Genomic DNA, 14,728 nt, shown 5'->3' on the forward strand with positions numbered 1-14,728 from the left:
GCACTCATCCCACGGCTGCCCGCAAGGGCTGGGACACGAGGCGCCTCGAGTCATCGAAGGCCATGAAGAGACGGTGCAGACGCTGGTGTGCCGGCTCGTTCAGGAGATGGCGCTCGCGCAACCACGCGTCGTCGAAGACCGTATCGAGGTACTTTTCGCCCGCGTCGCAGGCCAGGACCACGACGGTGCTGCCAGGTTCGACGAGGGCCAGCCGCCTCAGAGCGACATGGATCGCGGCACCGGCGGTGCCGCCCAACAGCAACCCCGTGCGGCGGGCGACGACGCGAGCGGCCGTGAAGGCGTCGATGTCCGTGACGGTCAAACCCTCGTCGATGAGGGAGTGGTCAACGTTGGGGCCGACCTCGAAGCCCCCCGGGGCTCCGGCTCCAGTCTGCCGATACGGACCGGGCGGCCCACCAAAGATGATCGAGCCCACAGGCTCCACACCGATGGAGGTCACACGCGAGCCGAGACGACGCAGCTCCGCGACAGTGCCGCACAGCGTGCCCCCGGTCCCGACCGCGCCGACGAGATAATCGACGTCGGTTTCGAGATCGCGCAGCAGCTCCGCCGCCAGGCCGGCGTAGCCCCTGTTGTTGTTCGGGTTGTGGTGCTGGTCCGGCCAGAAAGCACCGGTGGTGCGTGCGATCTCGCCGGCGATCCGACGCCGCTCGATCGTACTCGGCTTATCACCCTGGCCCTCGACGAAGACCAGTTCGGCACCCATCGCCTGCATGGCGCGGAGCTTGTCCCGAGTAGCATGACCATCGACGACGGCGGTGAACCGGTAGCCCCGTTCGATGGCCGCGAGGGCGAGCCCCAGGCCGGTGTTGCCCGACGTTGGCTCAACGATGCGGCCGCCGGGCTTCAGCTTGCCCTCGCGCTCCGCGGCGAGGATCATCTCGCGCGCCATCCTGACCTTGCAGGATCCTGTCGGATTGAAATTCTCGAGCTTGAGCAGCAGGCGAGCGCCCGAGCCAGTACGGGTGAGTTCCAGTAGTGGTGTCGAACCGATCAATTCGGCGCTCGTCCGCGCGATCCGTTCAGCGCCGAAAGGTGTATGTTTCACTGGTCGATCCTCCAGGTGAACTGCTGATCCCGCCTGCTCACGACGATTTTTGGCGGCAGGGAGAGCTGGTGAAACTCGCTTTCGTTCTTGTCCATCTGATAGCCGGCGGTATTGACGTAGATCATTAAGTCTCCTGAGCGCGGCTCCGCTGGAAAGGAGACCTTCCGCCAAGTCAATACGTCGTATTCCATGCAACTCGACCCGCCGATGGCAGCCCTGATAGGCACCTGGGGCCGTTCAGGTCCCCGTTGCACCAAGATCGGCGAGGGGAGGAACTCACTGTTCTTCCATTGCTCAGACAGACTCATGCTGAGCCCGGCAACGGTGACGATGCCGTGCTCGTCGTTGCGCTTGAACCCCTGGACAGGGAATACCGACATGCCCGCGCCATCGAGGAGAGCGCGTCCCGGCTCCGCGTAGAGCTGAACGTCCGCGGCGATCATCCGGGTGGCGAGGGTTTCACCGCGGTCCTGGGTCCTCAGTATGGCGTCGAGCATCGCCGCCCCGGTCGGTGACTGATGATAGGGATAGAACCGGTCGAAGCGCTTTCCAGCATGAAACAGCGCAGGATCCGCTTGGTCCTGGAAGGCGCGCCAATCATCCTCGTCGACATAGCTGCAGGCGAACCCGCCGCCGATCGAAACGGCTGAGCATGGGAGACCCAGGCCGACGCGGACCTCTCGGCACCGCTCGACCAGGATCGCGGCCAACTCAGCCCTGGGCTCGACAGCATAGCCGTCGAGGTGAAACGAGAAGCCCTCCATTGTGAGATGTGATCGCATCCCAGCGCAACGGCGCAGGGCCGCGCCGAGGTCGTCCTCGTTCAGACCAAAGCGGCTGTCAGTCGCCTTGGGAGGCAGGACCCGCAGGAGGATTCGGAGGGGAGCGCCGTCCTCGGCGACCGCGATGGCGCGCTCGAGCTCATCGAGGGCATCGATGGCGACAATGGCCCCATGGCGATACGCCAGCCACAGCAGATCGTTGCTTTTGGCTGCGCCGGTCACGCCGATGTCGGTTCCGCGTACGCCGTTCGCGAGAGCGTGCGCGAATTCGGGCTCGCTGGCGACGTCGACGGAACCACCTTGGCGCGCGGCCTCCCGCATCCATGCGCCGGCTTTATTCGCCTTCTTGCCGAAATATACCCGGCCCGGCACCCTCCTGTCCCGGAGCACCTTCGAGAAGGCCCGAAGGTTGTCCGCGAAGCTCTCGGGATTAATGATGTGGAACGGGCCGCCGGCGACGTGGGCGATGGCATCGAGTAGCGCCGCGTCTTGTCGGAAGGCGACGGCCCAAGCTCGTTCATGGGCCCGCATGGAGCCAGGTTTCAGCTCCACAGCTCGATCCTCCTGCCGCGACCGGCGGCGATCGCCCGTGTGGCGAGCGCATGGGCGATCGGGATGTCTGTGATGATCATGCCGCTGCTGAAGGCGAAGACACGGTCTGATTGGGTGTGACGGCTGGCTTTGAGCCCGCTCACGATATCGGGCAGTTCGGCATCGATGCGTGGCGCCCCGTCAGGGCCGGCGAGGCGCTTGCCAGTGACACCGAGCTGGCCCGTGTTCGTCGCGACCGCGTAGTCCGCCTCACGTAGTGCGCCGCTCTCGACGCCCTTGCTTGCGACGGAGATCAGGAGTCCTCCGGGCTTGAGCCAAGCGGTCTGCACTTTCGGATGGGCGGCTCGACCCGACGCCACGACGACGATATCTGCCTCCGCGACCGCCGCCGGGACGTCGTCCACCCGCTCGATCCGCCGCTCCGGGAAGTAGCTCAGGAAGACCTCCTGGGTGGCTCGGATGCCTTCGGGATGGGTGCCAAAGAAGCGCAAGGTCTGCAGCTGCGGCATCGCCGTCAGCAAGTAGGGCAGCGTGTTCAGGCCCTGTGCGCCGGTACCGATCATCAGCGCCGAGCGCGCATCGGCCTTGGCGCAATGCTTGGCGATGATGGCCGTGGTGGCTGGCGTTCGCGTGCCACCGACCCGGTGGCAGTCCATGAAGGCAAACGGCAATCCCGTCGTGTCGTCGTAGAGACTGATCGTCGTATAGTATTTCTCTGCACTGTCACTGCCCTGACGATACGAAGTTTTGAAGCCGAGGTGTTGGAGCGCTCCGTCGTAGCCAAGCATGGAGTAGGAGACGGCGTCCCGTCGATCATCCGGTAATGGCATCATCAGCTTGGTCGGGCACCGGGATGCACCGTCTGCGAAGGAGCGGTAGGCGTCCTCGACCAAACCGATGGCATCCGCAGGCGCCAGAACGATGTCGGCCAACTCCGAGCGTGTCAGTATGTGAAGGGCAGGCGTGCGGAGATAAGCTTTCGTCATGGCTTTCGTTTCTCCTGCAAATTTGGCGATTCGGCAAACAACGCTACTATCGATGGGCTATTTCGACAGGAACAAAGCAACAATGCGAAAGTATTCTACTCGCAGTGAGTCTTTACGTATTAAATCATCGATGCACTGAACCCGCCCGAAGTTGGCTCAGCGTTATATCGCACCGTGGCAAGGGTATCTTAGCGACGTGTCGCGTGGTCTTGCTTGGAAACACCCGGCCCTCTCTGACCATATCAAATATGATTTCGGGTGTGATCAGCTCCCCTGTGCGCCAGGGGAAGACCTCCATGTCTGAATATCTCAGAAAAACAACTGGCAACAATCTTAGGCGCTGTCGTCGCGCCACCGCTCGACGGTGATGGCCGTCCATAACGAAGACGCCGTCTGCGTGAGCGAGAACCGGATGTTTCCACGACCCGGCAGATAGGATTTCTTGTTCGACCTGCTCGACTCTGCCGGGCTCGGTTTCCTCGGTTGGGATCAAGATATCTGGATCAATCAATTGGATAGTCACGCATCGATCATCGGTTATGATCATCAGCATTTTCCCCGAATCATTTTGACATTCCAAGAATTGCATAGTGCTATTGATTTTTCAACATGGATTTACAAGTGTATATTTGAATTTGTTCAAAAAAATATAAAAGTAAAAATGCAATGCGAATCATGTGCCTGTAAATCTGCGCTTGGGTAGTCAGGAATTAGACTATTTCCTAAGCGCACATATCTCGCGCATGAGCCATCGAGCGCCGCCCAATATTCAGGCTGCTGCGGGATCTGTGTGTGACGTCGCGATGACCTGATACGGCCGCTCCGCCTTCTACTTATCGTCGAGACGGTGCGCCTGCGCCGTCGGATCGAGGGTGAGGTCGAGATGCCATGCGCCCGACGGCTCGACCTGCACAAAGCGACCCGTTACACGGAACGCCTGCTCCACGAGACCGCTCACGGCGAGATCGTTTGCGGTGCCTTCGAACATGAGGCGGCCGGTGTCGAGGAGTACGATCCGATCGGCCACCGCCATCGCCTGATCGATGTCGTGGATCGCCATCGCCACAGTGATGCCGCGCTCGCGGCTGAGGCGGAGAAGGAGATTAAGGATCTCGACCTGATGGCCTATGTCGAGGAACGAAGTCGGTTCGTCGAGCAGGAGAATGTCGGCCTCCTGCGCCAGAGCGGTCGCGATCCAGGCGCGTTGACGCTCGCCGCCCGACAGCGCATGCAGGGGGCGGGCGGCCAGCGCAGCCAAGCCAGTGCTCTCCAGCGCCCATTGGACGGCCTCAATGTCCACCGGGCGATAACCGCGCAGCAGGCCGACATGGGCGAATCGACCCTGAAGAACGAGCCGCTCGACGGTCATTTCCTCCGGAGCGATGGGCTGCTGCGGCAGGAAAGCAAGGCGCTGGGCGAGCGCGCGGCGGCGGATCGTCCTGAGTGGACGGCCGTGTATCTCGACCGTCCCAGCATTCGGCGTGATCAACCCGGCGAGCGCGTGCAGCAGCGTACTCTTGCCTGACCCGTTCGGCCCGATGAGGGCGTGGATCGCGCCCTGCCGTAGTGCGAGGCTGACACCCGCGATCGCCGTGTGACGACCGTAGGCGAGGCGGAGATTGGTACAACTGAGCGGCATAGCGGTCACGGAAGGCGGCGCAGGAGGATGATCAAGGCGGGTGCGCCGAGGATCGCCGTCACAACCCCGACCGGGATCTCCTCTGTCCCGCCCACGAGACGGCCGAGGAGGTCGGCTGCGGTGACGAGCGCCGCGCCGAGAATGGCAGTCAACGACAGTACGAGCCCCGGTCGCGCCCCGGCGGCGGCCCGGGCGACGTGCGGGACCACCAGACCCACGAACGCAAGCGGGCCAACCACCCCGACCGCGCTGGCCGCCAATCCGCAGGCGAGGACCAGGACCAGCGTGAAGTAGGGTCCATAGGCGAGGCCCATCGCGCGCGCTGTGGAAACCTCGAAGCCGAGGAGGTCGACCGGGCGCCGCACCAGAGATAGGGCGATGACACCGACGGTCGTGAACGGCGCGAGGAAGGCAACGTCGTCCCAACTTCGGGCGTAGAGGCTGCCGGACAGCCATTGCAGTAGGATCTCGATGCGGGATGTGCCCCAGCCGGCGATGATACCGACGGCGAGCGCCTGGAGTACGGCTCCCACCGCGATGCCGCACAGCGTCACCCGGAGCGGGCCGATGTCGTGACGCAGCGCCAGAAAGTACACGGTAAGACCCGTGAGTACGCCGCCGCCCAGCCCGACCGCGGGCAGCCAAGCCTCCGGCAAAGCGTAAAGGCTGTCCTGCCCCGGTGCGCCGCCGTAGACCGAGACGAGCAGGAACACCGTCACTGCGAGCGTCGCGCCCTGCGAGACGCCGATGATGGATGGGTCGGCAAGGGGGTTCCGGGTGATGGCTTGGAGGAGGAATCCCGCCAGAGCAAAATGCGCTCCGACCAGCATGCCGGTCAGCACGCGGGGAAGGCGCAATTCGCCGACGACGAGTTGCGCAAGTCCAGATCCGCGCCCAGCCAGTACTTCAAACACGTCGGCTGGTGCGACATCGACGGTCCCTAGGAACACCGCGAGCCCGAAGAGCGCTGTGCAGGATGCCGCGATGGCCAGGGCCGGTATGATCCGCCTCACGGCCGTCTGATCGCGATGGGGGTGTGGCGCGTGACGAGATAGACGAAGAAAGGGCCGCCGGTCAGGGCCGTGACGATACCGACCGGGATTTCGCGCGGGGCTGCCACGCTTCGTGCGAGGACATCGGCGACGACCAGGAGCAAGCCGCCGACCGAGGCGTTGAGCGCAACGCCCCAGGCCTCGCCGGACGGCCGCAACAGGCGCACGATGTGCGGTACGACCAAACCCACGAAAGCAATCGGGCCGGCGACCGGCGACAGCCCCGCGACCGGGCACGCAGCCAGGACGAGCAGAGCGCGACGCCAGCGTCCGCACTGCAGGCCCATAGCGGCGGCCGTGGCGTCACCGAGCGACATGAGGCCGAGGATGCGGTGGCTAACGAATGCGCCGACCAGTCCCACCGCCGCCCAGGGTACCATCAGAAGGACTTGCGGCCAGGAACACCTTTGGAAGCCGCCAGCCAGCCAGAAGAGTACGGTCGGTGATTGCGGAGCGCTCTTGATCAGGACAGCGATCGTCACGGCGCCGAGAAGCGCCGAGACGGCGACGCCGCCCAGGGCGAGGTGCAGGGGCGACATCGCACGCCCGGCAACCCAGTACGTCGCCGCAGCGGCCGAGAGCCCGCCCGCGAGGCCTACGAAGGGGTAAAGAGGAGACGAAACCCAGGGCAGGAAGGTGAAGCAGGCGACGATTGCGGCGACCGCTCCCGCCGTCATGCCCGTCAATCCCGGTGCGGCCAGCGGATTGCGTGTGAGTGTCTGCAGAACGTGCCCGGAGACGGCCAGACCTGCGCCACCGACGAAGGCGGCGAGACTGCGCGGCATCCGCAGGGTCCAGACGATGACGCCATCTGTACCTGTGGCGTGCTCGAAAACAGCCGCCAACGCTTCCTTCAAGCCGAGGGGCTTGGCGCCACAGAGGAGGCCCGCAAACCCGATCAGTAGCGTGGCGAGAAGCGCTCCTGCCGTCAGCACGGCCGAGCGGGACGTAGGAGACATCATAGGCCCTCGTCTGATGGGGGCTTGAGCGATCGCCGCCGAAGCTCTCCCCGACCGGCGTAAGCGGGGCATCGAATCAAGGGCTCAGAGCGAAACCCGGATCATCTTTGCAGCCTCCGCGTGGATGTCGGGCTTCGGGAAAAGGTCCGGGTACAGAAGGTGCGCGGCTTCCCGCAGCACCATATGGCGGGCGACCGGCCCATGCGGCTCGACCCAATGGTCGCCGACATAAGTCACGCGACCGTTCCTGACCGCCGAGAGCATCGTCCAGACCGGATTGTTCTCGTGCGGACGGTAGGAGCCGGAGTCGTAGACGAAGATCACCTCCGGATCCTTGGCCAGCATCGCCTCGAGGCTCATCTCGAATCCGAACCGCCCCGGTACGTGTGGTGTCGGGTTCGGGCCGGCAACGTTGGTGCCGCCGAGCGCAACCACGAGCGCCGCTGCCATGTGCTCCGAGTAAAAAGTGTAGGGCGTGTCGCCCGCCCACATGATCTGGAAGCGGAGATGGCGGTCCTTCGGCGCACCTGCCGTGAAAGCCGACAGGTCTTCCTTGAACCTTATGTTGAGCGCCTGGCCGCGCTCCGTCTGATCGAGGAGCATCGCCATCTGTTCGACGATGCGGTCGCTGTCGCCGAAAACCTCGAGGTCGTAGGCCAGATACGGGGCGATGGCCGCGTAGCGCGCGGCGTTGCCCTCCGTGTAGCGACGGACCGCGACCGTGACGTCCGGCTTCATCTCGGCGAGCCGCTCGAGGTTGGGCCTTGCCCGCTGCCCGAGTTGCTTCATCTTCCCCGTCAGGCCGAGCAGGTAATCGGGCTCACGACGCCACGACATGTACGTGGTGGCAACCGGCATAGTGCCCAACGCGAGCGCCGCATCGACCGGGGCGTAGGAGACCGCCGCTAGCCGTTTGGGTGCGCGGGAAACCGTCACCGGGACGCCTCGGTCGTCGACGAGGGTGATCTTGCCGGCCTCCTCGGCGTGCAAGGACGATGCGCCTGCGGCTGCCCCGGCGAGACAAAGGAGGGCTGAGCGTCGATTCATTCTGAAGCCCAATAGCGTGACATCGCTGTCTTTCCGGGCGGCATGCCGCATACGACGAACCGATTTCCTCCAGCTCAGAACGAGAGCTTCATGCCGCCGATGAAATTACGCGGCGCCCCGGCGAAGATCGAGCCTGTCGCGTTGGCGAGGACGCCTGCACCGTTCAGCAGTCCGGTGGACGCGCTGATCGAGTTCGCGAGGTTCTGCGCCGAACCGACATACGTTTTGTCGAAGAGATTTCGAACCTCGAAGAACACGTTCACCCGCTTGGCGTAGCCGGCGAGGTCCGTCGCGTAATGGAGATTGAGGTTGACGACAGCGTATCCCGGCATCTTGAGCTGGTTGGCGTTGTCGATGAAAAAATCGTCTTGGAAGACGGTCTCGACGTAGCCGCCGAGTCCAGCGAATGTGCCGGTCGTCTGCTCGTAGCCGACGCGCACCAGCAGCTCGTTGGCCGGTACGCCCGGGATACGCCTGCCCGCGCGGTCGAAGCGCCGGGTCAGGCTGCCGGCGCTGAGCTGCTCGGTGTACTGCGTGTAGAACTGGTCGTCGAAGGTGTAGGCCGCCACGGCGCGCCAGCCGGGCGCGAATGCCCAATCCGCTCCAAATTCGACGCCCCGGTGCTCGGAGGCTGGCGCGTTGAAGGCGTAGCTGAGCAGCCCGGCACCGGGCGATTGCGTGACGAGTTCGTTGCGGAAGAACTCGTAGAAACCCGTAAGGTTGAACCGAACACCCGGGAGCGGAGACCAATCCGCCCCGAGGTCGAACCCGAGATTTTCCTGGGTCTTCAGCTGCGTGTTGTTGCCCGGCAAGCCGGCCGGAGTGACGAACAGCCTCTCGCCCGGCGGCGTCCCGTAGCCGGTTGCAACCCGGCCCCTGAACTGCCACGCCTCATTCGCTCGATAGAGCAGAGACGCCTCGGGTGCAACGTTGAGGAAGTCGCGATTGACATTGGCCGGCGCCGGGATCGTCGAGGCGGCCGTGTAGCTGTAGGTCGTGTTTCGCCCGTCGATCGTCGTGCTCTCTGCGCTAACGCCTGCGACCGCGATCCATCGTTCGTTCAGTTGCAGCTCGATCCGCGCCCGGCCGCCGAGGTTGGATTGGATGTAGCTCAAGTCCCCGACCAGGCCGCCGAAGCGTGGGCCGATATAGGGCAACCGGTTGTAGGTGAGCTGCTTGCTGTCCAGGGTGTTGTAATCGAAGGCGAGATAAGCGGTCGCCGGCAGGCCGAACAGGTCGCCGCGCCGGGTGAGGTCGGTCAGGACGTTGAACCCTGCGAAGTCACCGCGGTAGCCCAAGGCGTAGAATGGCTGGTTGATATAGCGATCGTCGAACACCAGCGATGTACGCCACGTCGTGAAGGCATCGAAATCGTGCTCCCATCGGCCTCCGATGATGGTGCGCCGGTCACCCCGGGAGAACGAGCCCTCGTCCGCCGTTACGGGCACCGTCGCGCCGAAGCGGCCGTTGGTCAGCAGATTGACCGTCGTGCATCCCGGGGCGGCAGCCGCCGCGGAGGCACAGCCGCGCTGAAACGGATTGATGTGGAACTGGTTGAGCGAGCTGCGTTCCGGCAAGTTCGAGAACAACTCGTTGTTGATGACCTTCAACGTGAAGCGGTCATCGGTGGTCGGCGCGAAAGTGCCGAGGAAATTGACGGTTTGCGTGTTGAACGAGTTGTGGCCGATGAAGCCGTTGCCTCGGGTATCGCTGGTGAACAGGCTGTACTCGAACGGCCCGTTGACGCCGCCGACGGTCGCGTAGTTGTTGAGGTAACCGAAGCTGCCCGCGTCGATGCCGTACTCGGCGCCGTTGATCTCCGCGCCGCGGCGGGTGATGAAGTTGAGCGCTCCGCCCGTGGCGTAGTTGCCGAAATAGGTCGATTGTGGTCCTCGGAACACGTCGATGCGCGAGTAAGCGCGTGGGTCTACGTAGTCGAAACGGGAGAAGCCGTCGGCCTGGGTGACCGGGAAACCGTCCTCCAGCGCGACGATGTTGCGTGAGCCGCCGTTCGAACGGGCGTTGCTGCCACGGATCGAGATGAGGAAGTCGCGGGGCCCGTAGTTCTGGCGGACGGTGACGCCCGGGCTGTTGACCAAGACATCGGCGATCGAGGTAGCGGCGCGCTTGTCGATCACGCCCTCGCGGCCGACGCTCGTCACGACTTCGCCCACGGGTTTATCGATCGGCGTGGGCGTTGAAACCGGCGGCAATCCGCCGACTCGCAGGCTCGTCTGTGGCTGGCCGACTGCCGGTGGTTTAGAGCCGCCCACAGCCTCTACTGAAAGTTCGTCGAGCGTCACCGTCTGAACCGCCCGACTCTCGGTCTGAGCCTGGGCCGCGACAGCGAGGAGTGGGGCGGTCGCGAGCAGACGGATGAGGTCGCATACTGACGGCCTACGAGTTGGCGTCGTCCGTGTTCCGGATGAACCGGACGGCGGCCTTTGAAGCTTGGCCGGAGAAAAGCGGGACACAATAACCTCCCAGCGACGGTTACGGTACATCACCGCGATCAAGGCCGTTACGGCCATGTTCGGGTCGATGGACCGACGTTCCTCTGGAGAACCTGCCGGTCAGGCTTCGCGCTTGACACCAGCTGACGGCAGGTCTCCTGGCCCGCAGTTCGCCGCCATTTCCTCGTCTATCCCGGCGCGGGGGCCGTTAACGACGAAAAAGCCCTCCCTCGCTGTTGCAAGGGCCGCCGCGACATCGAGCACATCTGAAGAATTTTCACCAACCTTTCGAGCTCTGCCAGTCGCCATCGGCCAACAATGGTGCAGTGGAAGTTCCAACAGACGCCTCAAAAGGACCGTGCCTCTCCATTCTCATAAGATCCTCAAAGAGAATCATCACAGGTACGATATAGTACATGCGGACAATCCGTCAACAATAGACGCTGCATATAAGTTAAGTGGGCACATTGATGCCACAATATGTAATTATAATAGCTACAATATCGTTCGATAATTCGCGTATTTTTGTAAAATATTTGTAATATTCGGCTGAGTATCTATGATTTTTACTGCCCGGCCTGTAAAATAATATAGTAGTATTTTCAAACCTGATAATAATAGCCATAATCATACTGGAGCCAACTTCATAAATGAACGATCCAATCATTTGACACCAATTGTTCAGTAGCGACATGACTATAGTAATAAATAGTCTGAAAGTTAGTAAGATGCGGGTCAGAAAACCTGCAATTGGATACGTGCGAAGAGGAGAGTGACTGTCTTGTCAGTTGACCTTGCCCCCTGGCTTGCCCTCGTTCTGAAGCTAGTGCAGTGACGCGGACTGCTGATTCACGCGGGTCGTGAGGCGTGCGTGTCTGGGCCATGGCTCAGACTGTCTGTGTACTCCTCGATGACGCCACGATGTCCCAATTGGCCGGGATCGCGGGTGACCGCTCCCGTCCCCTCAAGCACATTCTGCGCGCCCGGATCGTCCTGCTTTCAGGCAAGCGTCTGACCGTGCAGGAGGTGGCTCGGCAAGCCGGTGTCAGTCGGCCCGCGGTCTGGCGCTGGCAGCAGCGCTTTGCCGAGGAGGGCGTCGAGGGCCTGCTACACGACAAGACCCGCCCACCCGGCACCCCGCCGCATTCCACGCCGACGGTGGCGGAGGTGCTCGCACTGACCTGTTCGGAGCCGCCGGACGAGGTCACCCACTGGACCGGGCGCGCCCTGGCCAAGCGCGTCGGGATCTCCTTGCGCGCCGTGCAACGGATCTGGGACGCGCACCGCCTGCAGCCGCACCGGGTGCGCACGTTCAAGCGTTCGCACGACCCGGCCTTCGCTGCGAAGGTCGAGGATGTGGTGGGTCTCTACATGGACCCGCCCGCCCATGCCGTCGTGCTGTCCATCGACGAGAAGAGCCAGATCCAGGCCCTGGAGCGCACGCGCCCCGACCGGCCCCTCGGACCCGGGCATCCGGCCTCGCAGACGCACGACGATACCCGCCACGGCACCACGACGCTGTTTGCCGCCCTTGACGTCCTGCACGGCACGGTGCTCGGCCGCTGCATTCAGCGCCATCGCCACGGTGAGTTCATCCGTTTGCCGGGACGCCGTCGAGACCGCGGTCCCTGCGGGCAAGGTGATCCACGTGGTGCTCGACAACTACGCAAGCCACAAGCACCCGAAGGTGCGCGCCTGGCTCACCCGCCACCCACGCTGGACCTTCCACTTCACCCCGACCTCGGCCTCTTGGCTCAATGAGGTCGAAGGCTTCTTTTCCACGCTCACGAGCCGCCGCCTGCAACGCGGCACCTTCACAGGCGTCGTCGATCTTCAGGCCGCCATCAAGCGCTACATCGCCGAGCACAACCGCGGCGCCCGACCCTTCGTTTGGACCAAACCCGCAGCCGCCATCTTCGACGCTCTCAATCGTGCCCCTGAACCATCCGTCTGAGTCAGTGCACTAGCTGCCAACGTTTGTCACCGACAACTTCAATTTTTTGCGAAGAAAATCAATTTGGATCCTGTGTAAGTCTACATTTGTCTGCAAGCGAGCGATCTGAGCTTTGAGCTCTGCATTCTCGGCTTCCAAAGAATGCATTGTACTCACAGCATACGTAAAATCCTTGTGCAAACTTTTAAGTTCCTGCGATCCATCGAAAAGACTCACCCGATTCAATGGAGGAAGCGGACTGTTGCTAGCCAAAACAATAAAATAGTTCTTCCCGAGATCGGTATTTGTCACGTCATAGACGTTTTCTTTAACGGACGTCACAAGCTGCATGCCTGAGCTTCCTGAATCCTGGGTAGCAATAATGGAGCCATGCGTAAAACGCTGCTCATAAAATACGTAGTTTTGGAACTGAGGCATAATAAGCGCCCGCAATTCTTCCTCAGTAAGCTCCTTTTCATGAAAAGGATTTGCCTCGTGCAAAGCCCCGTCTTCTGCGGCTATATTAGGAGTTGATATGATTAGAAGACCATCTGGACGTAGTACGCGACGAAGTTCAGCAAGGGCCTTTGCTTGGTCACCTATGTGTTCCAATGTCTCAAAACACACGACAAGATCGAAAGATTTGTCGTCGGCCGGGATGGTAGCTATGCTGCCGTGCTTGAAGCTAAGATTCTCGGAGCCGTACCGCCGGTTCGCGTGAGCAACGGCTTCCATTGAGATATCCACTCCTACGACCCGCTTGGCAACGCTCGCCAGCGATGCCGTGCCGTATCCCTCACCCGAGGCGATATCGAGCACATCGCGATGATGCGCATACTCGACGGACAAGAGGTAGCGATGGAGATGCTCGAACTTTATTTGTCCAGCGACGCCGGGAACATAACGTTCTCCTGTGAAATCCATTCCAGCAGAATCAGCCGGAAACGATACTCGCTGCGGTGATATTGTACCGGTAAGCACGCGTTCTGCAGCCTTCAAAAGCAAATTTCGCATAGTTTATTTCAAGATACATCACTGCGCAACCGATCGAAGGCAGCTAGCGCAGTGCCCTGGCGAGTTGAATCGCTCGGGGTAGGCGATCTGGCTGGCGTGTGATTCACTGGACGGGCTTATGAGGGAGGATTGCCATGCCTTCAGCCCTGTCGGTCGATCTGCGCGAGCGTGTGGTCGCCGCGATTGAAGCAGGCGCATCGCGGCGTCAGGCTGCCAAACGCTTCGGTGTCGGAGCGGCCAGCGTGATCCGTTGGCATGAGCGCTTTTGGCAGGACGGGCGGATCGCGCCCAGGCCCATGGGCGGCGACCGCAACTCGCAGCGCCTGGAAGCGCAGGCGACCCTGATCCTTCGGATCTACGAAAAGCACCCGCTCTCGTTCCTGCGGGAACTGCGCGACAGGCTCTCGGAACGGGGCGTCCGGGCCAGCACGAGCAGCCTGTCACGCTTCTTCGCCCGGCATGGGATCACCCGTAAAAGGGGCTGTCCACGCGGCCGAGCAGGCGCGGCCGGAGGTGAAGGCCGCACGCGAGGACTGGTTCGAGCGCCAACCCGATCTCGATCTGGATCGCCTGGTCTTCCTCGACGAGACGGCCGCCACGACCAAGATGGCCCGCCGGTATGGTCGTGCTCTGCGCGGCGAACGCTGTCGGATCGCCGTGCCGCATGGGCATTACAAGACCACCACCATCACCGCCGCCCTGCGGGCCACGGGCCTGATCGCCAAGACCGTCTTCGATGGAGCCACCAATGGCATGCGCTCTCGAACCTACGTCGCCGACACCCTGGCTCCGGTGCTGAGGCCCGGCGATACGGTCATCCTCGACAATCTGAACGCCCACAAGGTCGCCGGGGTACGCGAAGCCATCGCGGCGGTCGGTGCACGGGTGCTCTACCTCCCGCCCTACAGTCCCGAGTTCAATCCCATCGAGCAAGTCTTTGCCAAGGTCAAAGCCCTCCTTCGGACCGCCGCAGCGCGAACCGCCGACGACCTGACCATTGCCATTCGAGAGGCTTTCTCTGCCTTCCGGCCGAACGAGTGCCGCAACTATCTCACCGCCGCTGGATACGATGCCTATGATCCAAGTTGAGCGGGCACGGCTCTAGGGCGTCTCTGCAAAGTCATGTGAGCCAGAGCATGGTCATGCCGAGGGTGACCATGGCGAGGTAGTTTGTGGCCCGCTTCTCGTAGCGGGTGGCGATGCGGCGATATTGCTTGAGGCGTCCGATCAGCCGCTCGACCC

General features: G+C 62.5%; 10 protein-coding genes and 2 pseudogenes. 2 read left to right on the forward strand and 10 right to left on the reverse strand.

Going from position 1 to position 14,728, the window contains the following annotated elements; genetic code table 11:
- Positions 1-4 precede the first annotated feature (4 nt).
- The 8 genes from MKK51_RS23160 to MKK51_RS23195 form a co-directional block, all read right to left on the reverse strand.
- On the reverse strand, positions 5-1,069 hold the full coding sequence (locus tag MKK51_RS23160; protein ID WP_243981406.1) for a PLP-dependent cysteine synthase family protein: 1,065 nt from the start codon (positions 1,067-1,069) through the stop codon (positions 5-7).
- Positions 1,066-2,403: a Y4yA family PLP-dependent enzyme gene (locus tag MKK51_RS23165; protein WP_243981408.1), complete on the reverse strand. Its 1,338-nt coding sequence runs from the start codon at positions 2,401-2,403 to the stop codon at positions 1,066-1,068. The genes MKK51_RS23160 and MKK51_RS23165 overlap by 4 nt, the downstream gene beginning before the upstream one ends.
- Positions 2,394-3,389 (reverse strand): ornithine cyclodeaminase, encoded by a 996-nt coding sequence (locus MKK51_RS23170; protein WP_243981410.1) that lies wholly within the window; start codon positions 3,387-3,389, stop codon positions 2,394-2,396. Before MKK51_RS23170 ends, MKK51_RS23165 begins: the two co-directional genes overlap by 10 nt.
- A gap of 829 nt (positions 3,390-4,218) precedes the next feature.
- The gene (locus tag MKK51_RS23175) at positions 4,219-5,028 is read right to left on the reverse strand and encodes an ABC transporter ATP-binding protein (protein ID WP_243981412.1); all 810 of its coding nucleotides are present in this window, start codon (positions 5,026-5,028) and stop codon (positions 4,219-4,221) included.
- 5 nt (positions 5,029-5,033) lie between these two features.
- Positions 5,034-6,041: a FecCD family ABC transporter permease gene (locus MKK51_RS23180; protein ID WP_243981420.1), complete on the reverse strand. Its 1,008-nt coding sequence runs from the start codon at positions 6,039-6,041 to the stop codon at positions 5,034-5,036.
- A complete protein-coding gene (locus MKK51_RS23185; protein ID WP_243981437.1) occupies positions 6,038-7,039 on the reverse strand; it encodes a FecCD family ABC transporter permease in 1,002 nt (333 codons plus the stop codon). Before MKK51_RS23185 ends, MKK51_RS23180 begins: the two co-directional genes overlap by 4 nt.
- Before the next feature lie 84 nt (positions 7,040-7,123).
- On the reverse strand, positions 7,124-8,086 hold the full coding sequence (locus MKK51_RS23190; protein ID WP_409565751.1) for an ABC transporter substrate-binding protein: 963 nt from the start codon (positions 8,084-8,086) through the stop codon (positions 7,124-7,126).
- Between the two features lie 74 nt (positions 8,087-8,160).
- Positions 8,161-10,464, reverse strand: coding sequence for a TonB-dependent receptor family protein (locus MKK51_RS23195; protein WP_243981438.1), 2,304 nt, complete (start codon positions 10,462-10,464; stop codon positions 8,161-8,163).
- 957 nt (positions 10,465-11,421) lie between these two features.
- Here MKK51_RS23195 and MKK51_RS23200 point away from each other — a divergent pair.
- Positions 11,422-12,493: pseudogene (locus MKK51_RS23200) on the forward strand (IS630 family transposase).
- A 9-nt stretch (positions 12,494-12,502) separates the two neighbouring features.
- Here MKK51_RS23200 and MKK51_RS23205 read toward each other — a convergent pair.
- On the reverse strand, positions 12,503-13,486 hold the full coding sequence (locus tag MKK51_RS23205; RefSeq protein WP_243981424.1) for a class I SAM-dependent methyltransferase: 984 nt from the start codon (positions 13,484-13,486) through the stop codon (positions 12,503-12,505).
- Positions 13,487-13,620: 134 nt separating this feature from the next.
- Here MKK51_RS23205 and MKK51_RS23210 point away from each other — a divergent pair.
- A protein-coding gene (locus MKK51_RS23210) for an IS630 family transposase (protein ID WP_243981425.1) occupies positions 13,621-14,575 on the forward strand; the annotation gives its coding sequence in 2 pieces (ribosomal slippage) (positions 13,621-13,973 and positions 13,972-14,575; 957 coding nt in all).
- A gap of 31 nt (positions 14,576-14,606) precedes the next feature.
- Here the strand turns inward: MKK51_RS23210 and MKK51_RS23215 are convergent.
- Positions 14,607-14,728, reverse strand: a pseudogene (locus MKK51_RS23215) (IS5/IS1182 family transposase); the annotation flags it as partial.

The sequence above is a fragment of the Methylobacterium sp. E-045 genome, from assembly GCF_022829685.1.
Taxonomy (GTDB): domain Bacteria; phylum Pseudomonadota; class Alphaproteobacteria; order Rhizobiales; family Beijerinckiaceae; genus Methylobacterium.